Annotated in this window: 14 protein-coding genes; 7 read left to right on the top strand and 7 right to left on the bottom strand. The window is 39.3% G+C overall.

Annotation, left to right across the window (positions count from 1 at the left end; translation table 11 throughout):
• Positions 1-3: 3 nt before the first annotated feature.
• Positions 4-3,087, bottom strand: a complete 3,084-nt coding sequence (locus ACFO6W_RS08480) for a SusC/RagA family TonB-linked outer membrane protein (protein WP_379995278.1) — start codon at positions 3,085-3,087, stop codon at positions 4-6.
• A 37-nt stretch (positions 3,088-3,124) separates the two neighbouring features.
• Positions 3,125-4,432: an SMP-30/gluconolactonase/LRE family protein gene (locus ACFO6W_RS08485; protein WP_379995280.1), complete on the bottom strand. Its 1,308-nt coding sequence runs from the start codon at positions 4,430-4,432 to the stop codon at positions 3,125-3,127.
• A gap of 362 nt (positions 4,433-4,794) precedes the next feature.
• Here ACFO6W_RS08485 and ACFO6W_RS08490 point away from each other — a divergent pair, with 362 nt between their 5' ends.
• The 7 genes from ACFO6W_RS08490 (at position 4,795) to ACFO6W_RS08520 (ending at position 18,024) form a co-directional block, all read left to right on the top strand.
• Positions 4,795-5,886, top strand: coding sequence for a GntR family transcriptional regulator (locus ACFO6W_RS08490; protein ID WP_379995282.1), 1,092 nt, complete (start codon positions 4,795-4,797; stop codon positions 5,884-5,886).
• Positions 5,887-6,404: 518 nt separating this feature from the next.
• Positions 6,405-7,193, top strand: coding sequence for a S1/P1 nuclease (locus ACFO6W_RS08495; protein WP_379995284.1), 789 nt, complete (start codon positions 6,405-6,407; stop codon positions 7,191-7,193).
• A gap of 17 nt (positions 7,194-7,210) precedes the next feature.
• Complete coding sequence (locus ACFO6W_RS08500) at positions 7,211-8,437, top strand: nucleoside permease (protein ID WP_379995286.1); 1,227 nt, start codon at positions 7,211-7,213, stop codon at positions 8,435-8,437.
• A 119-nt stretch (positions 8,438-8,556) separates the two neighbouring features.
• Complete coding sequence (locus ACFO6W_RS08505; protein ID WP_379995287.1) at positions 8,557-11,724, top strand: TonB-dependent receptor; 3,168 nt, start codon at positions 8,557-8,559, stop codon at positions 11,722-11,724.
• Between the two features lie 362 nt (positions 11,725-12,086).
• Entirely contained in the window at positions 12,087-15,359 is a 3,273-nt protein-coding gene (locus tag ACFO6W_RS08510; protein ID WP_379995289.1) for a SusC/RagA family TonB-linked outer membrane protein, read from the top strand.
• Between the two features lie 21 nt (positions 15,360-15,380).
• Positions 15,381-17,141: a RagB/SusD family nutrient uptake outer membrane protein gene (locus ACFO6W_RS08515; RefSeq protein ID WP_379995291.1), complete on the top strand. Its 1,761-nt coding sequence runs from the start codon at positions 15,381-15,383 to the stop codon at positions 17,139-17,141.
• Positions 17,142-17,154: 13 nt separating this feature from the next.
• Complete coding sequence (locus ACFO6W_RS08520; protein WP_379995293.1) at positions 17,155-18,024, top strand: endonuclease/exonuclease/phosphatase family protein; 870 nt, start codon at positions 17,155-17,157, stop codon at positions 18,022-18,024.
• A gap of 156 nt (positions 18,025-18,180) precedes the next feature.
• On the opposite strand, the gene ACFO6W_RS08525 is transcribed toward ACFO6W_RS08520, so the two are convergent.
• The 5 genes from ACFO6W_RS08525 to ACFO6W_RS08545 are packed head-to-tail and all read right to left on the bottom strand — an operon-like array spanning position 18,181 to position 25,985.
• Positions 18,181-20,055, bottom strand: coding sequence for a DUF5074 domain-containing protein (locus tag ACFO6W_RS08525; protein WP_379995295.1), 1,875 nt, complete (start codon positions 20,053-20,055; stop codon positions 18,181-18,183).
• Positions 20,056-20,079: 24 nt separating this feature from the next.
• On the bottom strand, positions 20,080-20,868 hold the full coding sequence (locus tag ACFO6W_RS08530) for a hypothetical protein (RefSeq protein ID WP_379995297.1): 789 nt from the start codon (positions 20,866-20,868) through the stop codon (positions 20,080-20,082).
• A gap of 38 nt (positions 20,869-20,906) precedes the next feature.
• A complete protein-coding gene (locus ACFO6W_RS08535) occupies positions 20,907-22,712 on the bottom strand; it encodes a PKD-like domain-containing protein (RefSeq protein ID WP_379995300.1) in 1,806 nt (601 codons plus the stop codon).
• 43 nt (positions 22,713-22,755) lie between these two features.
• Positions 22,756-23,925: a YncE family protein gene (locus ACFO6W_RS08540; protein WP_379995302.1), complete on the bottom strand. Its 1,170-nt coding sequence runs from the start codon at positions 23,923-23,925 to the stop codon at positions 22,756-22,758.
• Complete coding sequence (locus tag ACFO6W_RS08545) at positions 23,922-25,985, bottom strand: TonB-dependent receptor (protein WP_379995304.1); 2,064 nt, start codon at positions 25,983-25,985, stop codon at positions 23,922-23,924. The genes ACFO6W_RS08540 and ACFO6W_RS08545 overlap by 4 nt, the downstream gene beginning before the upstream one ends.
• Positions 25,986-26,194 lie beyond the last annotated feature (209 nt).

The raw sequence follows: 26,194 nt of genomic DNA on the forward strand, positions 1-26,194 counted from the left end.
AGTTTAGAAGTTAACAGTTAAACCAATAGTAAAATTCTTTTGTATCGGATATACAGCCCCATTCCCCGAAGCCTGCTCCGGATCCCACCATCCGAATTCGTCCCATACACACAGATTATTGCCCAAGAAGTAAATACGTGCATTATCCATCAATAGTTTGCGGGATATTTTCTGGGGGATAGTGTATCCGAAAGTAAGATTTTTCAGACGCAGGTAACGTGCATTACGTAACCAGAATGTAGATGCCCTATTATTGTTGGTGCTATTTCCGTAGGTAAGACGGGGAAAAACAGCGTTTGGATTTTCGGTATCGGCCGTCCCCGATATTTCGCGCGATATCCAACGGTCATACGGGTTTGAAGCAACTTTGAGTATATTGCCCACTTCACCGTCTGCGAAAGGATATACTCCCGATCCGCCTACAAAGAAGTCGCTATTTCCTGCACCTTGGAACAATACGTTGAAATCGAATCCGTTCCATTCAAGGCTAAGACCCATCCCGTAAATCAGGCCCGGTGTAGTTGTATATCCGATAGGAACAATATCGTCATCGTCTATCTTGCCATCCCCGTTCACATCTTTATATTTGATATCTCCCGGTTTTACAGGTCCAAATGTATGTGTGGGACTATTGATAATATCGTTCTCATCTTTGAATAAACCTAACGCTTCCAAGCCTCTGGTCTGGTTCAAGCGGTAGCCCTGAGTCATTTTGTACGGCAGTTCATTGGCCGGTTCGTCATACTCCAATACATTCGTGTTCGTATATGTTACATTACCGCGTATGGTATATGAAACCTTTCCTATTTTATCGGTGAAAGCCATCGTTCCGTCAAATCCTTTATTCTCCATTTTCCCTACGTTGGCCCAAGGCACCTGGCTATCGGTAAGTCCTGTTGTACCGGGTATGTGCTCACGCTTCTTGAAAATATTTCGACGGGTGTCCTTAAAGAAATCGACAGAAAAAGATAGTTTGTTGAAAAAGTCCGCATCTATACCTATATTATGTTTCACTGCTGTTTCCCAAGTCAGGTAAGGGGTACCAATGGTAGATATCTGCACACCATTCATGCCAGTCTGCCCTGTCTCTCCAAAACTATATCCTCCTGTTCCGTTTACGATTGTAATATAAGGGAATCGCGTGTCTCCACTCAACTTGTCGTTACCTACTTGTCCGTACGAATATCTGGCTTTCAATTTAGTGAGCCATTTGAGATTGTTTGCGATAAGCGGCTCGTTAGAAATCAGCCATCCTCCTGCAATCGCAGGAAAGAAGCCGAAACGTTTACCTTTTTCAAAGTTTTCGGAGCCTGTGTATCCAAAGTTAAATTCGAAAAAATAACGATCCAAATATGAGTAAGTCGTTCTACCCGAAAATGCTACATTCCTTTGCGGCACGGCTTTAAAGACATCCTCTCCGGCATCGTTACGTCCATAATCCTGCTGATAGTAGAGTAATAAGCCTCCCACACGGTGATCTTCGCCAAATGTGTTTTCATAGTTAAGATTCATTTCTCCGTAATAACGCCTGTCACCCCACGAGCTTGTACTCTGGGTAAGGGGACTTTCGTCTTGAATCTTTGTTAGTACAAGATTACCTTTGGCATCGCGCTGTGTTGCCCGATAAAGGGTGGGGCTTTTTAGCCTTGATACATGATTTTCGTTATATGCATCGTATGAAAAGCGTGCATAAAAGTTCAATCCTTTGGTAAGGAAACTCAAATCCTGTCTCAAAGCCAGGTTTGTCTCTATTTTGTTGTTCCACGTTTGCTTATATCCCTTTTCGTTTAACAATACATACGGATTGGTCTGATTGCCGGCTCCATAGGTAGGGAATAATCCATTGGAATACAACTTGGGTACCGTTACAGGAGTAAGAGTTGCAAATGAATTGTATATTTCGCCCGAACTTTCATTTCCGGGACTATTCTGAGTTGCTATCCATCCAGAAACCCCTAACTCGATAACAGTAGATGAGGTAATGTTGACATCTATATTGGAACGGAAATTGTATCGTTTATAGTTGCTGTTTGTATCATAGTTTTTCATTTTGGCGGCTTTATACAAGCCATCTTCGTTGTAATATGCTCCTGATATATAGTAACGTGCGGTAGTTCCCCCTCCACTGATATTTAGCATAGCACGGCTACTGGTGGTAGTACTGTTTAATAGCTCATCCTGCCAGTCCATATTCGGATAAAGGTCTTTATCCAATCCATAACCTATAATGGCTATTTCGGAACGTGTATATTTCGGCTCTTCACCTCTGCTCAACCTTGCCTCGTTGGCCATATTGGCATAAGTGGTAGCATCCACATATTTAGGCAGGCGGGATGGGGTAGTGATACCATATTCCAATTTCGCATTGATGTTTACCTTACCTGCAGTACCTTTTTTAGTTGTTATTATTACAACCCCATTAGCGCCTCTATTTCCGTAAATCGCTGTGGCAGAAGCATCCTTCAGTACCGAAAAAGATTCGATATCTTCTACGTTTACTTCATTAAAGTTACGTTCTATCCCGTCTACCAATACCAAAGCAGAAGCATTTGCCCCAAATGTACTGATACCCCGTATCCAGAACTCTGAATAACTTTGTCCGGGCTCTCCACTCAATTGTTGAGCAATGATACCTGCCACATTTCCGGCAAGCGAGTTACTTAAACTTGCTGATGCCGAATTTTTAAGCAAAGGAGTCTCTACTGAAGTAATCGCACCTACTACACTTACTTTTCGCTGGACACCGGAACCCACAACGGTAACTTCCTCTAATGTGGTAGTAGATTCTTTCAATACCACATTGATCTCACTTTTCCCGGATATGGCGATTTCCTGAGTTTCGAATCCCATGAATGAAAAAACAAGGACATCATTTGTTCCGGCTTTAATTTTATAATTACCATCAACGTCAGCAGAAGTACCCAAGCCCGGTTGATTCTTAACCACAATTATTGCTCCTGTCAGGGGTTCTTTGTTTTCGTCAGTTATTTTTCCCATAACTGTCAGTTCTCGTTGGGCATTCATATTAACGGCAAACGCCAGAATGCTTATCAATAGTAAAGCTTTTTTTATAAAAGTGTTTTTCATATTATGTGTTATCCATTTTAGATTAGTATTCTGAATATCAATCATATTTGATCATACGAATGCGATGATTCCCCCTGTCAGCCACATAAACTGTACCTTCTTTGTCAACTGCCACCCCCATAGGCTCTTTGAATCTTGCCTGCGATGGCTTTCCGTCTATATAACCCGACCGTTCCGGTACTCCCGCAAAAGTAGAAACTACACCATCAGGGGTAATTTTACGGATAACATGATTAAATTCAGCTACATAAAGATTACCATCCTCATCGACAGCTCCCTGGAAAGGCACTCTGAATTGTGCCGCAGTGCCTACTCCATCAGCATATCCGGCAGAGAATTGTGTACCTGCAAATACAGTTGGATTTTCAAGCCCTTTTGTAGTAAAGTTGTAAATTGACTTGTAAATAGCATTTGTGTCCGCACCCATAAGATAGAGAATCTTTCCGTCGGGTGTGAATGTCATACTGATAAAGTTATCGCCGCCGAGTGTTGTTACAAGGGTGGATGTTTTGGTCTCGAAGTCATATCTATAAACACTTCCTCCCGGTTTGCATGCATAAAAGAGTGTACCATCTACAGGATTTACTGCAACGTCTGATGCCTGCTTTTGCTTTATTAAGGATCTAGCATTCATAAAACCATTGTCACGTGTAGTTGTAAACAGACCGATTCCGTTATCATCCCACACCTCATTAGTAATATATAGAGTGTTATAGTCGGCCGAAAAATCAAGCATCACAGCATTGGACATCCCTCCAGAGCCACGGAAAGGAGAAGTTACCTCATTTCTGCTCTGTGATATAACCCGCAGCCCTCTACCCTCCTCTATCAGATAGAGATCACCCTCATTGTCAACTGTTAAGGTACGAGGCATTACAAGCCACGCATCTTCGAGCGTACCGTTTATAACTTCGCTGCTTCCATCATTTTTGGTATGTCCGCAAAGAGTAGATACTACTTGCGAAAACCGGTATTCGAAATTATTAGGAAAAGTGTGGGCTTGTTTTTCATTATCTTTGCCTATCGTTACTTCTACAGGCCCTACATCTGCTCTCCGGGGGACTACTGCGTATATAACGGTTTCATTGACTCCGATCACTGCCGCATTTTTGCCATTGACCGATACTCTGACCAACGATGTGTCTATCCCGAAATTGGAGCCTCTGATAATCAGTTGGGTTCCAACACCTCCACTATCGGGAAAAAACTCCTCACATACGATTGGCATTTTAGGATCATATGCCAATCCTATATTTTCATTTTCTTTACAATTTTGAAAAAAGATTGGGATCAGGAAGGTGAAAAAGACACCAATCTTAAATAATAAATCAGATTTTTTTTTCATGTTATTAAATTTAAATTTTAGAATAGCGGTAACCATCAAATTTTCCCTAATCGTTATCTATAAGATCATTACAAAATAAGAATATGTTTCCCCGGCACTAATCAAACGTTTGCTTACCTCTGTAAAGAATCAACACCGCAAATGTAACTATATTTTTTTATAATGCAAATAATATGTAAATAAAATACAAACACAATGAAAACAATTTTCAAAGAAACAGAATAAGAATACATAAAATATAAGACGATCCTGATTACAAATGGAAAAATAAAATATGTAACAAACTATTTACATTCCAGAAGCGCATTTCTGATTAATTAAGAAATAATTGTTAACTTTGTTTTTCAATTAAGGAAAATGTGATGAGTATTAAATGGAGCTACAAAACAATATATGATGTATTAAAGAACGAGATAATAAACAATGTATATCCGTTCGAGTCTTACCTTCCTACCGAATCGGTGTTGGCCGAAAAATACTCTGTTTCGCGACCAACAATAGCCAAGGTATACAACACCTTGCAGGATGAGGGATATGTGGTAAAAAGACCGGGGATGGGCACCACGGTGATCTACAAAACACAAAAAGACATCCCTTTATTTGGCCTTTTACTGCCCGGAGCGGGAGAATCAGAGATATTTTCGATCATAAACGAACGTTTTCTCAACCAATCTAAAAAAGGACTGTTCAACTGCCTGTGGGAGGGCACCACTACGAGTAATGCTGAACTACGAAGAGATCTTATAGAAAAATGCACTATGGATTACATCAACCAGCATGTCGACGGCATATTTTTCGCACCTTTGGAAAGGATCAGGGATGCTGAAAAATTTAACAAGGAAATCTGTAAGAAATTGGAGGATGCAGGAATCCCTATAGTACTTATAGACAGGGATATCCTGGATTTCCCATTGCGAAGTCGCTTCGATCTGGTTTGTCTTGACAATTTTCATGCCGGATATATCATGGCTCAGCATTTAATAAAAGCAGGTTGTGAAAAAATTTACTTTTTCTCCAGACCTGATTCAGCGAACTCTGTCAATATGCGTTTTTATGGCGTTTCGGCGGCTATGCAGGACAGTGATTTGCAGTTTACTAAAAGCAATATTGTAATGGGTAACCCCGAAGATACAGAGTTAGTAAAGTCATTAAAAATAATACCTCGAAAAACAGGTATTATATGCGCTAACGACTCAACTGCTGCCGTATTAATGTCATCGATAGATGGCTTGGGAATCAAAATAACTTCTGATGTTCTTGTCGCAGGATATGACGACATGAAATACGCCGATCACCTGAAATATCCTCTTACATCTTTCCGGCAACCTTGTACAAATATAACAGATGTGGCGATAGATATGATGTTCTTGCGCCTCAAAAATCCTAGCCCGAAAGCGTTGACCGTGAATTTGGAAGGAACATTGCTAGCCAGAGAATCAAGCAGGTTCATATAAAAAAGACAAAAAAAATTGTATATTATCCTTCAACACCCCATATTCCTAACTTGTTTTAGATAAGTCGGTTATGCATGTACAGCCGGTATTCAGGCGTAAATCTTATTTAATAGATATCCTTCCATCATAGCCCATGGTCCACTTTTAAAGGAAAAATATCCTATTCTTACATTAAATCTTATTCTCTCCCGGTTATTCTTATGAAGTCTGAATATTGTACATATACCAAATTCGGATTGCAACCGCATTTTTCCATAAGACACAATAAAATGTTAACGCTTTTACAACAACCTTGTAAAGTTTTTGTAACAAATATTATTTCCCTTTGTATAAAATAAATCATTAATAACATTACTTTATATCGGCACTTATACTAAAAAAGAAAATCGGAAAAGCCAGCCAGGTCCAGAGCTGTATATCCGGTTTTCTTTTTATGTATATGCCGGATGGTTCCGGAGAGAACCATCTGGACAAGTTAAACGAATCCATTGAATATGAAATAAATATAGACTTATTTTATGAAAAAAACGATACTGTTACTTATCTTGCTTACCACTCTTTCCCATACCACAATATATGCATGGGGAAAAAGCGGTCACAGAATAATTGCACAGATTGCAGAACAAAATCTGAGCAGGAAGTCTTACATGAAAATTAAGAAATTATTAAATGGCTATCCGATGGCATATTCATCCGACTGGGCAGATCAAATACGGTCGGATACCACCGGCATATGGAAACATACATATGTATGGCATTATATCAATATCCCGTCTGATTTGGACAGATTGGAGTTCGGGAAAGCTATAAAAGCCGTTAAACAGGAAAATATATATAGTGAAATTCCAAAACTGGAAGCGATACTGAAAAACAAGAAAGCCTCTACAGAAGACAGGCGTATAGCACTCAACTTTATTATACACCTTGTGGGCGACCTGCATCAGCCCATGCATATAGGGCGGGAAGAAGATTTGGGTGGCAACAGAATTACCGTAAAATGGTTCAGGGAAAACAGTAATATACATGCAATATGGGATTCTAATCTAATTGATTTTGAGCAATACAGCTATATTGAATATGCATCTATACTGGGCAACATTTCTAAATCACAACAAAAGCTGATACAGGAGGGTAATCTTTCCGACTGGCTTTTCGAAACATACCGGTTAACTAACGAGATATATTCTTCTGTTCAGAGTGGCGATGAATTATCTTATGGCTATTCATACAAATATAAACACATAGTAGAGTTACAGTTACAACGTGCCGGAATCAGGCTTGCCCTTATTCTTAATAGTTGTTTTTAATCTTAAACATAGTACATATGAGTATTAAAATCAGGCTCATAATAATGAATTTCCTGCAATTCTTTATTTGGGGATCGTGGCTCACCACATTAGGGGTATATCTGGGTAATTCTTTGGGGTTTACAGGCAGCCAGACAGCCAGCATATTTGCTACAATGGGTATTGCGGCTGTTATAATGCCGGCCATTATAGGGGTAATTGCTGATAAATGGATCAATGCAGAACGCTTGTTGTGTATACTGCATATCGGAGGCAGTATTGTTCTATTCCTTTTATCCGGGACAACAGTTTTCGAACATTTTTTCTGGCTTATGCTTTTATATAATTCCATGTACATGAGCACATTAGGACTAGCCAGCAGCCTTTCATATAATACACTGAAATTCAATGGGCTGGACATTGTCAAATCTTTTCCGCCAATCAGGGTATGGGGTACTATCGGCTTTATCGGCGCAATGTGGATGGTTGACATATGCCGGTGGACAACTTCGAAACAACAAATATATCTGACAAGTGCGGCATCTTTATTATATGGTATTTATGCGCTCTCATTACCAAAATACCGAAGGGAACACTCATCGGAAAATATTTCCATAAAAAATATATTTGGTATAGATGCCCTGCATTTATTCAAGGAAAGGCAAATGGCAATATTTTTTATCTTTTCTATGTTGATCGGTTCCGCCCTGCAAATAACAAACACATTCGGACAGCCCTTTCTAACGGACTTTTCTTTAGTGGGCACTTATTCGGATTCATTTACTGTCAGGCATCCCGGTATATTGACTTCCGTATCGCAGATATCGGAGGCCTTATTTATACTTGCCATACCTTTCTTTTTGAGGAAGTATGGTATTAAAACAGTAATGTTGATGAGTATTGCAGGATGGATGCTTCGCTTCGGCCTTTTTGGTATAGGAGATCCCGGAGGCGGTTTTATCTTTCTCATTCTCTCCATGATTGTATATGGGCTGGCTTTCGATTTTTTTCAGATTTCAGGTTCCCTTTTTATCGAACAGCAGGTAAATCCTACGATCCGGATAAGTGCACAGGGAATTTTTATTTTCATGACTAATGGTATCGGCACTATAATAGGGACTAAACTGAGCGGATGGGTAGTAGATTATTTCACTGATATGAACGGATATCGTAGTTGGGAAAACATCTGGTTTGTCTTTGCCGGATATGCACTTGTTTTAGGAATATTGTTTTTGATATTATTTAATCCAAAAAAATCAATATAGGATTATTACACGGCTTTAACATCTGTTTAAATTACAACTTTACAAAAACGTAACTTTTAGTTAGGCACAAAGAAACTCTTTTCCTATTGCTTTGTGCCGAACTAAAATAGGCAAACTATATGAAAAGAATTATTTTATTATTGTTAATCATTTCAGGTATAAATTACTTTGCATCTGCTCAGGTCACCACATCATCGATAAGTGGCAAAATAACAGATTCAAACAATGAAGCCATTATTGGAGCTACGGTTCAGGTTGTTCATGAACCATCAGGAACGTTCTACGGTGGTGCTACAAATACAGACGGGCGTTATACTATCCAGGGTATGCGTGCCGGAGGCCCTTATATGATCAAAATATCATATGTAGGATATGAGACGGCCGTATTTTCCCAAATCACTCTAAAATTAGGAGAAACAGCTAATATTTCAACGCTCCTGAAGGAATCAACCCAATCCTTAAATGAAGTGGTAGTGATCGGGAAATCAGGTGTCGCTGCAAATAAAACAGGGGCAGCAACAAGTATGAATGCTGATGAAATCACCCGTATGCCTTCTATCACACATGGTATTGCCGATGTTATCCGCATGAATCCACAGGTGAATATAAGTAATACAGGAGCAATGTCCTTTGCCGGGATCAACAACCGTTACAATAGTTTTCAGATAGACGGGGCGATGAATAATGATGTTTTTGGCCTTACAAGTAACGGCTCCAATGGCGGGCAGGCGGGAACTCAGCCCGTATCTATGGAAACAATCGAACAAATCCAGATAAACATCGCACCTTTTGATGTACGCCAATCGGGATTTACAGGTGGTGCCATCAATGCCATTACAAAATCGGGAACTAATACTTTCCACGGGTCAGCCTATGGCTTTGGCAACAATCAAAATCTAATAGGTAAAAAATATACGCTGATGAACGGCCAGACCAGCGAAAAATACGACAAGCAATCGGAATATCAGACCGGAATTACCCTTGGAGGGCCTATTATTAAAAACAAACTATTCTTTTTTGCCAATTATGAGAAAGCAAACAAAGAATATCCCAATGCATATGGCTTAGGCGATCCTGCTTCGAAAATCAGTGCAACCGATGCACAAAGAATAATGAATACAATAAAGGAGATGGCCGAAGCACAAGGGGTAACCTATAATGGAGAATTCAGTAGCTCTGATGTGTACACAAAGTCGGATAAAGCAGGTGCCAGATTGGACTGGAACATTAATGACAAACATAAAGCTGCTTTTCGCTGGAGTCTCGTTTCCGCAAAACAATTGAATAGTGTGAGTTCTGCATCAAATCTGAATACTTCCGATTATAGTTATGATTTTGTGTCTAAAACCAATACATTCGTTGCAGAATTACAAAGTCGTTTCTCAGATAATATAAGTAATGAATTCCGTACATCATATGTTCGTGCACGTGACCGGCGCGACCCGGGATCTCCGTTTCCGATGATTCAGATTTCAAATGTAGGAGACGGTACGTTAAATATAGGTAATGAACGGTCTTCTATGGCCAACTCACTCGATCAGGACATATGGTCTTTTACAGATAACCTTACATTATATAAAGGTAATCATACCCTGACATTCGGTACCCACAATGAGTTCTATAATTTTGCCAACCTCTTCATTCAGGATGCTTACGGCACCTATTATTTTAGTAGTGTAGACGATTTCTATGCAGGTAAAATCCGTCAGTACCGATTCTCTCAGGCAAATGTAGATGTAACGGGCGATCCTTTATGGAAAGCAGCATTCGGAGCCGGACAATTAGGCTTATACGCTCAAGATAAATGGAATGTGACGGATAAACTCGACCTGACTTTAGGCCTTCGTATGGATATCCCTTTATTTTTTGATACTCCTGCCGAGAATGCCGGATTTAATGAATATGCGGCTTCTAAAAGCTGGGGATTCAAAACAAACCAGAAATTAAGCAGTTCCCCGATGTTTTCTCCACGTTTGGGTTTCCGCTGGAATGCAGGTGAAGATAACAAATATGTTCTCAGAGGAGGGGTTGGTATTTTTACGGGACGTATTCCTTTTGTATGGTTAAGTAATAATTTCTCTAATACAGGTATCCAGTTATCTACATACAATACTACTTCCGCAGGTAATTTGTCTTTGATTCTCGATCCAAACAGGCAACGGGAAAATACAGATAAATTGACTGCCGCAGGTAGCCAGACTATCAATGTATTCAGTGATGATTTCAAATTTGCTCAGAATCTTCGTCTAAACTTAGGCCTGGATTTTGAATTGGGTGGTATCGACTGGACTGCTGAAGCCATCTATTCTAAAACGCTGAATGATATTCTTTACCAGAATCTGGCTTACGATGTGAATGGAAAAACTCTGGGTGAAACCGTTTCAGGTCTGGAATTCGATCAGCGTCCAATGTTTGGAAGAGTAACTACGGGAACCGACTATGCATATATTTATGCCCTGTCGAATACAAGTAAGGGTTATTCTTACAATTTATCTCTGAAAGGTGAAAAGAAGTTTGACTTCGGGTTGGACCTGATGGCTTCTTATACATTCACGCGTTCCAAGTCTTTGAATAGCGGTACTTCTTCCGTAGCACAATCGAATTGGGCTTATAACTATACACGAGGTAATTCCAACGATCCTGAACTGGGATTCTCAGCCTTTAATATCCCTCACCGTATCAATGCCTCAATATTTTACCATAAAGAATACGGTAATACCGGCTGTAACTCATGGACAACTACTGTAGGCCTCATTTATACAGGTTCATCGGGGGCTCCTTACTCAATATATTATAACGGTGACTTGAACGGCGATAGCTCAAATGGCAACGACCTGATTTTTATACCTACCAATGCTCAGATCGACCAAATGCCGTTCCTGTCTACAACTGCTTATTCTGCCGATCAGCAGAAGGCCAATATGAAAGCCTGGATTGCAAATGATCCTTATCTGAGTAAACACCAGGGCTCATATTATGAGCGTTATGCGGACAATGAGGATTTTGAACATCACTTTGACTTCCACATTGCACAGAAACTCAATTTCAATGTATGCAACAAAGTTCATTCGCTTGAGCTTTCATTCGATATGTTGAATATAGGGAATATGCTGAATAAAAAATGGGGACGCTACGCATCTGCCGGAGGATCGTCCACTTATTACAGCCCTGTCAACTTCAGTAATGGCCAGTTCCAGTTCTTACACGATGCTGATTTCAACATGCGCTCATATAGTGATTACTATTCTCGCTGGAGAGGTCAGGTTGGACTAAAATATATCTTCTAAACTTACTCTCTTTTCATACATCACTTTATTCGGGCATTGCTTACAAAATTGCAATGTCCGATTTTTTATATATAGTATCCGGGTTCATAATCCGTGTCTTCCTCATTATCCTGATAAACAGGGGTGATGATTTGCATCTAGAAACACCATAACCTTTGTTAATAATAATAAAACAATATTGATAAAAAATCTTAATAAGCATACTCTACCTTCGTTGCGTGTGAGGTAAGCTATATCGATATTATATTTCATCACTACACTAGCTAAAAGTAATTATTTGTATTTGTTTAATGTCTAAATTAAAATCAATGAAAATTTTGGTGAAGAAACTTTTTTTTGCCTGCTGTTTAATTTTGTATTTCGTGTACCCATCAAAACAGCTGTATGCTGCATCCTATGATAGGGAAAATGAATTACTCAAATCAGAGGCAATCAGTTCTATTATTGTAGAAAAAGAGAATAGTAAGACACAAAGCCGCAGGGTAGTAAGAGGGCTTATATTAGATTCTACGAACGAGCCTATAATAGGCGCTTCCATTTCAGTAAAAGGTACGACATTCGGTGCTCTGACCGATGTAGATGGTAAATTTACTCTTCAGGTTCCGGAAGAAGGAGAAATTTTAGTTGTTTCTTTTATAGGCTATAAACAACAAGAAATAACATTAGGGAATGAAACATATCTTAAAATCATACTGCAACCTGACTCCAAGACTTTAGATGATGTAATCATTGTCGGGTATGGTGTTCAGAAAAAAGTTAACCTGACCGGAGCTGTAGATCAAATAACCAGCGAAGTATTTGAAAATCGCTCTGTACCGAATGTTACCCAAGCCTTGCAAGGTGCGATCCCAAATCTGAATATTCAGTTGACAGATGGCAAGCCAACCCGTTCTGCCAGTTATAACGTACGTGGTACCACATCCATAGGACAGGGGGGAAACGCCCTGATCTTGATAGATGGAGTAGAAGGTGATCCTTCGATGCTTAATCCGAATGATATAGCCAGTGTAACTGTACTAAAAGATGCCGCTTCGGCAGCAATCTATGGCGCACGCGGTACATTTGGGGTGGTACTGATCACAACTAAAGAACCTGCAAAAGATAAAACATCCATTACATATTCCGGTAGCTTTTCTATACAAAAGCCTGTCACTGTACCAGACTTTGTTACAGATGGATACGAATATGCTTCACATTTCTATGAAGCTTATCATGCGTGGAACAACTATTCTGCCGATCCTAAGAATATCAATAAATCCCAAGAGTTTTCACTTGGATGGTTGGAAGAGTTCAGAAAAAGAAAGGAACAGGGCACCACCGGTCAGGTTACCGTAGATGCCAATGGCAAATATATTTATTACGGTAACGAAGATTATTATGATGCCCTCTACAAGAAGAATACTTATGCTCAGGATCATAATTTATCTATAACCGGAAATAATGGGAAACTGAATTATTACCTATCAGGACGTTTCTATGGTTATGGAGGTCTGTTCAAATATAATACTGACGATTATAAAATGATGAACCTGCGTGCAAAAGGTTCGATACAGGTATATGATTGGTTAAAAATAGAGAATAATATGGACTTCTCTAATATGGATTACCACAATCCCATCAATGTAGGAGAAGGTGGTTCTATCTGGCGTAATATTTCTGACGAAGGACACCCCTCCTCCCCCATTTTCAATCCCGATGGCAGCCTTACATTCTCTGCCGCATATTCTATTGGAGACTTTATCTATGGAAAGAATGGAATTGATACTAATAACCGGATTTTAAAGAATACTACCGGATTCACAGCTTCTTTTCTGGAAAACAAGGTTCATATCAAAGGAGACTTCACATTCCGCAATACCGATAATAATCAAACACAACGCCGTGTGCCTGTTCCATATAGCATCAATGACGGTGAAATAAGGGAGCTTAGTACTCAGTATAATGACCTGAAAGAAAGCAGCATGCGAACAGAATACCTTGCTACCAATATTTATACCGATTACGAAGACACTTTCAACAGCCTGCATTATTTTAAAGGGATGATAGGGTATAACTACGAGCAATCAAGATATAAAAGCACTAATGTTCAGCGTAATGGGTTGTTGCTTAGCGATCTGGAAAATATAAATCTGGCCTTAGGTGATGCCATTACAACTTCTGGTGGGTATAACAAATGGCGTGTAGCCGGAGGGTTCTTCCGCCTCAACTATGCATTCAACAGCCGTTACTTATTGGAAGTAAACGGACGTTACGATGGGTCGTCCAAGTTTCCTAACGAAGAACAATGGGCGTTCTTTCCTTCAGTTTCGGGAGGATGGCGTATATCGGAAGAACCATTCTGGAAAGTAAACCGTAGTATTCTTTCGGATATTAAAGTGCGTGCCTCCTATGGTTCGCTGGGTAATGGTAATATCTCTCCTTACAGTTATCTCGAACTATTGTCTATCAAGACATCAGACCGAGTATTAAACGGGCTTAAAAACAAATATACCAATGCCCCGGATGTGTTACCTGACGGACTAACCTGGGAAACGGCAACAACAACAGACGCAGGGTTAGATTTTAGTATGCTAAACAGCAGACTCAGCTTTTCGGGCGACTATTATGTCCGCAAGACAAAAGATATGTACACTGTAGGAAAAACTTTACCCGATGTTTTCGGAGCCACTTCACCGAAAGGTAACTATGCCGACCTGACGACTAAAGGATGGGAAATAACACTGACATGGCAAGATCAGTTCATGCTGCGTGGTAAGCCTTTCAACTACAATATACGTGGTACGTTGTCCGATTATATATCTACAATAGACCGATATAACAACGCCACAGGAGATCTCAACGACTATTATGTAAATAAGCGAGTCGGAGAGATTTGGGGATATGTGACGGAAGGTTTGTTTTCCGATCAGGCAGATATAGACAACCATGCTGACCAGACGCTGATACAATCGTCATCTAAACGTATAACCTATCCCGGGGATGTGAAAATAAAGGATCTCAATAACGATAACGTTATAGACTATGGAAACAATACGGTTGACGACCATGGCGACAAAAAGGTTATCGGAAACATGCTTCCCCGCTATTCGTACAGTTTCAATATCGCTGCAGATTGGAATAACTTCTTCTTTTCGGCATTTTTCCAAGGTGTAGGAAAGCAGGACTGGTATCCCAGTTCTGAAAGTATTTTCTGGGGACAATATAATCGTCCTTACAATAATTTACCTCAGTGGCATATGGGCAACTACTGGACAGAAGATAATAAAGATGCCTATTTGCCGCGTTATGCAGGGTATAATAATTCTTTGAAAGAAACTCCCCAGACCCGCTATTTGCAGAATGTAGCCTATATCCGTTTGAAAAACTTGCAGATCGGATATACTATACCCAAACAAATAGTAACAAAAGCCAAAATACAAAATATGCGTGTATATGCTTCTGCCGAAAATATATGGAACTGGTCTCCTCTTTACAAACACACAAAAGATCTGGATGTAACAAATATATATGGTTCCGACCCCGATCTTACCGACGCCGATATGTCATCGGGCCTGAACGGAAAACGTGGCAGCGGAGATGGAAACAGCTATCCGCTAATGAAGAGTTTTAGCTTAGGTTTGTCTATTACATTTTAATAAAAACTATCAATGAACAATATGAAACGAATTATATATTTTTCGATAAGTATCTGTCTACTGTTTCTTTCTTCCTGCTCTTTAGATGAAATGCCGCAGGATTCAGTAACCAAAGAAACAATATTCGGCACAGAGAAAGGATTGCAAACATATTCTTACTCTTTCTACAATATGCTCCCGTCCGTTGCAGACGGATTCAGGCAGGATGCAATGAGCGATTATGGTGCCGTTACCAGTTTTGATAACTTTATACGTGAAGGAGCTTATTCGGCCGAACTTAGCTCGGGCTGGTCATGGTCAGATCTACGCAATATAAATTATTTTATTGCAAACTGTAACAGCGAAGCAATAGACGAATCTGTAAGAAACCACTATATAGGTTTGGCCCGTTTCTTTCGTGCTTACTTCTATTACACCAAAATTGTACGCTTCGGTGATGTGCCGTGGATAGACCGACCATTGACCATCGATGACGAATTACTTTATGCAGGCCGGGATTCACGTACAGTGGTAATGGATCATGTTCTGGAAGATCTCAATTATGCATGTGAAAACATTTCCCTTGCCAAGGATAATACAGGTTCATTAGTTACAAAATGGGTTGCATACGCGTTGAAATCGCGTATTTGCTTGTTTGAAGCCTCATTTCGCCGCTATCATACAGATCTGGGCCTGACCAATACAGTGGATAAATGGTATACGGAAGTAATCAGTGCATCCGAAGTTTTAATGAACGAAAGCGATTATACAATTTATACGGGAGCGGGTGAAGATGCATCGTTCCGGGCTTTATTTATAAACGATAAACCGGTTACATCTGAAGTTATGCTTGCCAGTTGTGCTGATGCAGGATTAGCTATTTTAGGCCAGGCAAACTGGTGGTGGACATCGGGAACATATGGAGCACGCTTTAGTATGATACGTACCTTTGTAAATACGTTTCTTAATATAGATGGTACACCTTATACAGACCGTGCAGGATACGAAACTATGCAGTTTTACGAAGAATGTCAGAATAGGGATAAAAGGCTAGCCCAGACAATCCGTACACCCGGTTATAAGAGAGACGGAGCCCTTGTTCCGCCCAATTTCAATGGGTATTCTTATACCGGCTATCAACCGATAAAATATACTCTCGATGCTTCGAAATATGATGCCGGAGCTTTGAATACCAATGCAATACCATTGTTTCGTTATGCTGAGGTATTACTTAATTATGCCGAAGCTAAAGCTGAATTGGGGACTCTTACGGATGCTGATTGGACAAACACCGTAGGGAAATTGCGCACACGTGCAGGTATTACAGGAGGTGTAAATAATAAACCGACCAAAGTAGATACATATTTCCAGGAAAACTACTTCCCGGATATATCCGACCCCGTAATCCTCGAAATACGCCGCGAGCGTTCTATCGAACTGGCATTGGAAGGATTTCGTTTTACAGATCTTAAACGATGGAAATGTGGCGAACTGATGACCATGCGTTGGACAGGAATATATGTACCGGCTTTGAATGTACAAATGGATCTTGACCACAATGGTACTATGGATGTTATCTTCTATAAGGGAGAAAAACCATCAGGCTTACCAGCCAGTTGTACGCCGGTTTCCGTAGGAGACGGTACACAGCAAGGTTTGACCGGATCTACTTCTGGCAATCTTACCTGGTCAGATGCAGACCCTCGTATCTGGTATAGCAACGGACGTCAATATTATTATCCAATACCACAGTCGGCTATCAATAAAAATAAGAATCTGAAACAAAATCCCGGCTGGGAATAATTAAAAAAAGAATATGAAAACAAGAATATTATTGTACCTGTTTGCTGTCCTATCAGCAATTTCAATGCCATCACGAGCAATGGATGGGATCACAGACAACAAGAACGAATTGATTATTGCTACTTTCAACCTCCGGATGGATACTCCGAACGACGGCGTAAATGCCTGGCCCAATCGTAAAGAAATGGTGAAGGGACTGATAATGTTCCACGATTTCGATATATTTGGAACTCAGGAAGGCTTTAAGCATATGCTGGATGATATTGCAGAATTAGATGGTTATGTCTATATCGGAGCCGGACGTGATGACGGTAAAGACGGAGGCGAGCACTCTGCTATCTTTTATAAGAGAGATCGCTTCGAACTGTTGGATAACGGTAACTTCTGGCTTTCCGAAACTCCGGATGTTCCGGGAAAAGGGTGGGATGCAACATGCTGCAACCGCATTTGCTCTTGGGGTAAGTTCAGGGATAAGAACAATGAAAAAGAATTCTATTTTTTCAATGTTCATTATGACCATCAGGGAAAGATTGCCCGTCAGGAATCATCCAAACTCTTGTTGGCACGGATCAGGCAAATAGCAGGAAATAAGAGCAGTATATTTGTTACAGGTGATTTTAATGCTGTGCCAACGGACGCACCGGTCCTTATATTATCTAATGATAAGCTATTGAAAGATTCATATACAATCAGCGAATACCCGTGTTACGGAACCGTAGGTACCTCTAATGGCTTCAAGATAGATATTGAAGCAAAAAACCGTATAGATTATATATGGGTAACCCCTGATATTAAGGTGAAGAGATACGGTGTGCTGAACGATATGCAAAACGGGCGCTTTCCTTCAGATCATTTTCCTGTACTTATTCAGGCGGAATATTAGAGATCACAGGCTTTTCGTAGTCTGTGAACCGGGAAAGATATAAAGAAACAGCTTTCAACCTATAGATTTGAAAGCTGTTATCTTTTACTCTGATATCTTTCAGGACTAACTAACTTTGCGCAGCAGCCAGCCTTTATAATTATATCATCATTTTATTCACTGAAAATCAGCAGGAAAAAATATTCCGGCAGGGAAATGGGTATAATTCTGGTAATTATTACTTAGCACCGGCTCTGTACCCTCCAGATCGAATACACTTATATTATTGATAAGAAAATCCCATCCATAGGCTTTTATTGTATTCAAATATACTTTTCCGGTCCTCGGATGTACAGCAATATTATTATATACAATATTTGCATTGGTAACGAATGTTTTTGCATTTACCATCTCTTTCGATTCTCCGGTACTAAAGATATGACGATATATTGTAGTCGAGGCATTGCTATAATAAAGTGTGTCACCTTTTGCTGTAATACCCGGTGTAGCTCCTGCTCCTGCTCCAACTTTACCGATAGTTATCTCGTTCGTCTTTATTGTAGAATAGTTACTGCTGCTCACTTTTGATATCTTATTCGGAGACCCAGTTGTAGACACCCATAGATTACCGTCCTTCGATTTGATTACGCCACTGATGGCCGCACCCATGTCAATTGTTTGGGTCACATTCGTCTTTCCTTTCTCCAGTACGACCAGCTTGCTGCCAATGGAAGCAAAAACTTTATTGTCTGCCACAGCCATTCTGTTCTTCTTAGCGCCTGTTGTTCCGGTAATCAATGTCAATTCTTTTGTTTTACTATTGAATAAATGAACGCCATAATTATCCCTTATAAAGATATTTTCATCATCAAGTACAGCAATATGAGTCGGCCAGTTCAGATTAGAAAGTTCATCATTATAAGAAGCTTCCTTTTTTAAAGTTTCACTGTTAGCTACGACTAACATGCCATCATTTTCGAAACCAGTTCCTATTGGATTTTTTCTTCCATTTTGAGAAATTATATACATTTTCCCATTCTGAATAAACAAGTCTTGTGTAACATTACCAAGTTCTGTTCCATTTGAGCTGTTATAAACACGATCATATAATTGGCCTTCAGGGGATATATAAATTAACGAGCCGTTTTCTGTGGTCATATTCCCTTCATTCAGAATGAAGACACCATCAACGGCAGAATAGCCTTTACCCGCAATACTAACTTTTACTACAGCTAAATAAGTTAGTCCGTTTTTGTCTATACCCTGCAATTTAAGCTCACCTATACCATATCCGCTTTGTGCGGCTACAACATTTACATATTTGTCCGGTATATGGATATTTGTTGTCCATCCCTCCGGTTTCGAAATGACTTCCATCGATTGAATATTAGCAAACTTTATTCTCAACCTTTGAGCCTGTCCTGCATTAAAGACAGCCGAAGTAACTTCAAAGGACAGGAATGTGCCTTGTGATTTGGGTATAACAATAGATGTACCATCAGCGAGAATAAATGTAACTGTATCTTCATTTTCTTCTATTTCTTTGAAGAAAGAATCTCCTTGCGCTTTTACCAAGTCGCCATTCGCATCCTCGATCCGGGTTCCATCTATCGTCCAGTATCCTTCAGAATCGATCGTTACCTTTGGACTTTCTCCATTTTTACCGGAAACAGGTAGTTTATTACCATCTTTATCGGTCAGAAAATCTGTTTGTTTATCGGTTATTATTGTCCAATAATATATACCGTCTGATTCTTTTATTCCAACAACCGGAGCTTTTTCCCCATTCAGCACTTCAATTGAGGTAGCATCATTAAAGGTTATTTTATATCCTTTATTATCACTCAATGCTTCAACGGTGGTAATAACTTTCCCTTTGTTTAAGGCATCCACAATCGTTTCAAGGGATGACACCTGATTCTTTAAGGACTCAACCTCTGTTTTGATTTTGTCAATCTCCCCTCTAAGATAAGAGTCGTCATAGTCTTCACTACAGCTGAATAAAACTATACAACTCATTAGAATAAATAAGTAATTTACTGCTTTTTTCATTTTTGTATTTAAAATAGTTTAAAATTAGTCTGGCAATGCTGCCGAGAATTTACTTCCTAACTGATTTCCTTCCCATTGGCTCATATCATCAAGGAAAGACCAGCCATCCCAACTGCCATTGATGAGTTTACGGCTTGATGCACCCCAGCTTGAGTATCCCCATGCGGCTGCCAACGAATCTTTGGTCCAATAACTCCAGTATCCATTATACCATCCTGCACACCAGTGATCAGCTGCGTCTGAATATGTCCAGCTATCATAATTGTAAGCATTTGTAGTCACTATCCCGTTTACCGGATATATAGGATTATTGGTTTCATTGTTATAAATGAGATAGTGGCTGCCTGATTTATTGATATTATACCCCAATCCGGCAATAGTATAACCCATAGACCCAGTCATATGAGTTAGGAAGATAAGCCTTGGGTCCGCCTTTACAATTTCCCTGAGCATGTCAATACCATACGCATCTCCATTCCATTTGTACCCCCAGACTAAAGCATCGGGTGTTTTACCATCATGCCATTCTATAACCAATGCTGCTTTATTCGTACCTGTTCCCACCCAGAATTTTACATCATCCATTGTGAAATCCGGATCTCCCCCATTTGAAGTATCTGCTGATTTGGTTAAATACGCTGATTCAATACCCCTAATTGTCGATTTTGATAAATCATAAGGTTGTCCTTGTACAGTAAATGTATTTTCTTTTGCACCCGACACATTTGAGTTATCCATAATTACATTTTCTTCCGAACAAGAAAAAAGTGTTATTAAGGAAATCAGAATTAGATAAGAGAATAATTTTTTCATAAGTTTTACTTTTTGTTAACAAGATTAATTAATTACGATTACTCGTCTATAGTATTTATACTTTTTCCTGACATATGCAGATCCTCCCCTCGTTCAACTTCGGTAGAGCACTCTCCAAGCCACCCATTTTCCTGGTTTATTCCGTTGTATATTTTCACAAAGTCAATACCTGGCAGATCAGCCTTGTTTCCATTTTTATCTATCGCCCAGTCAATATCAATGCCCGAATTATCATCCAGATTCGGATAATTATCCACATATCCGTATCTGAAAGCATATAAAACAAAATAGGTGCTAGCCTCATTAATACCGGGAACATATTTCCCTTCATTTATTCCATTCTCTGGCAATCGTATCCCCTTAAAAGTCATCTGATTTTCCTTGATCCATGCCGGATAATAGGTTTGCTGATGGTAAACATTCTTTACTTTATATCCACTATTGTTCTTATTATCTTTCCATCGGATATATTTTTCGATTGTCATATATGCGTTTGGATTATCAGGCTCACCAATTATTTCCGGATCTTCTTTCGCCGGTTTATAATATGTCATCTCATAGTCACGGTAAACTTTAGTATCATTCTTATTTTCTTTTGCATAAGAAAACCAAGGCTCATTATCAGCAGAAAAGTTACTGCTACCCTTAATTTCGTACCATTCATCCTCATCAGGTTTTCCGTTTTTGTTTTTATCATATGCGACCATGATAATACCGGGTTCGCAACTTCCGCCAAAAGGAGCTCCCGGACGCCCGTAATTGGCGCCAAAGGCATTTCCGTTAATTCTGAAATCACGTTTTCCCGGAACATTTATAATCGTATGGTCAAATCCAACTGTAACATATCCCCCCCATCCTCCAAGGGTAATCATCCAGGCATCTTCTCCAACCAGCCATTCGTTTGCTTTCCTTACCATATCTGCATGTGTATCACCTTCTGTATATTCGGGTAATTTATTAACAAATTGACCCGGGGCGGGGAGATAGTCAAAGACTTTGGATATATAAGAACTTAATTGTTTCTCCGTTTTTTTTACTGTAATCTTTATTACGCTTTTTATTTCTCCATCTGTCACATGTAAATTATATTCTCCCATTTTAGCTGCAACGAACATTGCTGTTTTAGAATTTGCAGAAGAAAGCCTGTACAAATCGGACGGAGCATCCAGAACTTCCCATTTTACGTTTTCTACATTGGTTAAGTATGCCGGGGCTTCAAGTGAAAGAATAGTATATACCGGAGTCTCAACTTTGATACTCTCTCCGTTTACTATTATTATAATCTCTTTTTCAGTTGTACCTTTTTTATTCGTTACATTCAAAATCAACTTATATTTTCCGGACTCTAAGGTCTTAAATACATAGTCTTTGGTATCTGCCACTGCCCTACTCTCCAGTAACCATGAATACGTCACTTCGCTATCGCTAACTATCGAGGGAGATAAGTTCAGTTCTGTACCCGCATCAACTACATATTTCTCATCCAAATTTGTAATAACAGGAGGGGAATCTCTTTTCACGACAGTAATTTCAATTTCTTTTTGCACGCTTCCTCCTGCATTTGTAACATTTAGCACAAGTTTATAGCTTCCCGCTACCCTTTCTTTAAAGGTGTAATTTAATGTATTCGCTACTTCCTGACCATCCAAAAGCCACCTATAGTTCTCCGGATTACCATTTGTAATAACAGGCTTCAGATCAAGGGCATCTCCTTCCAGTACAGTATATTTATCTTCCAGTCCGGAGATCGCTGGTGCTAGAACGTCCTCGTCACTACTGTCGGAACATGCTGACAGAAAGGCGAACAGGAACAACACATAAATCAATAAGTGTTTATTATTCATAATATGAGAATTTAGTTTTGTCAATTATTTATATGTCTTATAATCATTCGTTTTTATATATAGGTTGCAGAGCGAAATGCCCCGGTATGTTTCCTGAACGCACCACCCACTTTTTCTTCCCTTCCGGGCTAAAACAATATAGAAGGCCGGGAGTTACATAGTTTCCGGCATCGGTTATGTATATCTCTTTTGTTTCCGGATCAACCATGATACCATAAGGTTTCTGTATTTCTTTATCAGTACCATCTGTTATGATATTTTTAGTAATTATTTTGTGGGTACGTGTATCAACAAGACTATAAGATATAGTCCAATCTTGAGTGATATGGCTCCATTCTGTTCCGTAAACATATAACATATCATCGTCGATCCAGTAGTTTGTGGCAGCGACAGGAATAGTATCTGTTACCTTTTGCAACTGTTTATTAATAAAATAAAGACGGGCTGGCAGTCCCTTATAATCTCCGCGAGAACTTACCCAAAGGTCACCACGGCTATCGGCTTTTATTCTTTCCAGATTATATGCAACATCTATCCGTTTTTCTTCTTTGAATGTTTTTATATCTATGACAGATACAGTCCGCTCATAACCTGTTGTGTTGCTAGCTCCCATATAACCTCCCGAGTTGGCGACATAAATTTTACCATCCACGATCTCTAACTCATCGGGCTGAAATCCCACAAGGCAACGATCTACTTCTTTGAGAGTTGTGGTATCTATTTTTGCGACATAGCCTATCTGCTCGTAATTGGGGTCAATTATTACAGGACCGGCATAGGATGTTATATATGCATATCTTCCGAGAAATTTAATAAAGCGGCAATTGGGAATATTTATCTGGGTGATTCGTTTGGCCGTCTGGGCATCCATTACTTCTACTTTGTTAGAGCAATTGATTACTGCATATAATTTACTGCCATAAATACCAACATCATTGCCTACATCCCCCATTTCTTTAGGGACTGTGGGATTTCTTTCGGCATAGATATTCCGTGTATAAACTCCGGTTTCGAAATTATAATAATCCAAAGTTGCTTTATTACTGCCCATATTACCCTCATTGAGCAAATAAAAGCCTCTGTATCCGGTAACTTCCCTGGGCTCTCCCATAAGTTGGTCTTCAGAAAGAATCATTTCTATATCTTCGCGACAAGCACTGAAGCCGAACGTTATTATAATAGTAAATAGAAATAAGTATATTGTTCTTTTCATAGCTCTATAGTCAATAAGATTCTATAATTTCGTTTTGGCATCGGATAATTTAATACTACTTCATAGTCTTGGCCGAACAGGTTATTGATTTCACCCGCAATACGCATATTGATGTTATTCATCTTGAAGTTTTTGATAATAGCCATATCATGGGTATACCATGGTTGCTGGTAAAACTCTTGTATATTGACAGAATTTTCGTAACGTTCCCCAACATATATAAAACTATAATTAAGCTGCCACGATTTATGTGTCATACTGGCTATTACCGAACCACTATGCCAGGGGATGTAGTTTATCTGCCCGCCATAACTCATTTCCTGCAGTACCGGATTATCTTTCCTTGTAAAATCTTGTGCCTTTTGATACGTATACGCCAGTTTTAGATTCATACCTATATCGTAAAGCAATTGAAATGCAGCGGACAAAGAGGCATCGATTCCCCATATCTCTACGGACCCTATATTGGTCATGGTCCAGCGATATAGGCTACTCTTTGCCGGTTCAGCCACAATTTTATCCGTTACTTCATTATAGTATGCATCTGCCTGCATTTGGACATATTTAATAAATCCATTTTTGAACGAACGGCTATACTGGAACCCGACATCGAACTGATGTGTGAATTCCGGTTTTAGCGCTGAAAAGCCAATGTTTGTATAATACAGGTCATTGAATGTAGGCATTCTGAATATTTTTTTATAAAAAGCCCTGAAATTTAAATCCTTGTTTCGAAAAGGCTTATAAGAAATAAAAAATGCGGGGGTCAACTCTTGTTTATCTGGAGCGGCAACAACAGTATCCTGATAGGGAGAATCCGGATTATAGTTCCCAATTCTAAGATCTTCATTGACGAATGTGGCAAGGATACTTCCTTGTATTTTGAAATTGCCCATTTCGACGGCACTGGCCAGTGCTATCAGCGAAGTTGTCCGCTGGGGGAAGAAAAAGCCGGGCATATCCGAACTCAGAGAATTATATTGTACATCGGTAGATAACGAGATATCCCAATTCGGAGTTATAGCATATTTATTAGCTAATGAGCCATACCATTCCCGTTGATGAAAAGAATTATCAATACGCATAGTCGTGGTATCCGGATTGAGAAAGCGCATAAAATCGTAAGCAAATTTTGCATTAGCCTGTATTTCATATTTATTCGTTACACTTTTTTGAAAAGAGCCTTGCACAAAAAAGCTCCTGTCCCACTGACGTTGCGAATTTTTCCACACATTATTGACAATAGCTCCCGGAAGTCCCCTGTTTGAATCATAATAATATAATTTAACTTTCCACAAACCATCAGGGATCGTACCGTATAAACCGGCTTCTGAACGGAAAGAAAAAACATCTCCGTTTTTGCGTACAGCCGTAGTATCATACATCACTTCTTTTAAACCTGGATAAACTCTCTTGTAACGATATTTATACTTTCCCGAAGTATTCATCATTTCGACATTAAAAGAAGCTTTTAAGTCATTGCCTATTTTGTGTTCGTATAAGACCGAAGGGTTTATTAAGTCGAAAGAACCGGTCTTTAAAGTAGTTTTCAGGTTATAATTTTTGTTTTTTGAAAATTGAGGAGTTCTAGTGTGAAGATATACTGAGCCAGATGAACCAAAATCTTTAGCCGGCTGAAATATGTCGCTCTTCTGCCCATTATATAGGGAAATATCCTCCATGTTGTCGAGGGAGAATTTTCCTAAGTCGATTTGTCCATTCTGGGCATTTCCCAATTGTATACCATCATAAAATACGCCTACATGATGCGTACCCATACTGCGGATATTGACTGTTTTGAGTCCTCCTATGCCTCCATAGTCCTTAACTTGTATCCCTGAAAAATATCTGATGGCATCAGCAACAGAGAAACTATTGAGAGCCTTTAGGTCTTCGCCTGTTAACTTTTGTGCGGGAATTACTTCTTTATATGATCTGACCGTAACAACAACCTCTTTGAGATGTTGAATACTGTCCAGTTTACTTTGACCATGAGCAAACTGAAAAATATTCAATAGTACAACTATCGAAATTAGTTTTTTAGTATTATGCAAATACATTTTTAGCTAAATGAACGTTATCAAATAGCTTACAGAAAATTAATTATAATGAAGATTGAGTGAATAAGAAAGGCAAAAGCACAAAGCGCAGATTGATTTCCTATCAGTGTTCTTCAGCTTCATTTCCCGAAAGCTTTAAACTAATCAATCTTGGCAGGTCTTCTGACAATAGAAGTTAAAGATATAACTATCTGAATATAAGCAATTAT

Origin of the sequence: Dysgonomonas termitidis, assembly GCF_042654545.1 — a bacterium.
Classification (GTDB): Bacteria; Bacteroidota; Bacteroidia; order Bacteroidales; family Dysgonomonadaceae; genus Dysgonomonas; species Dysgonomonas termitidis.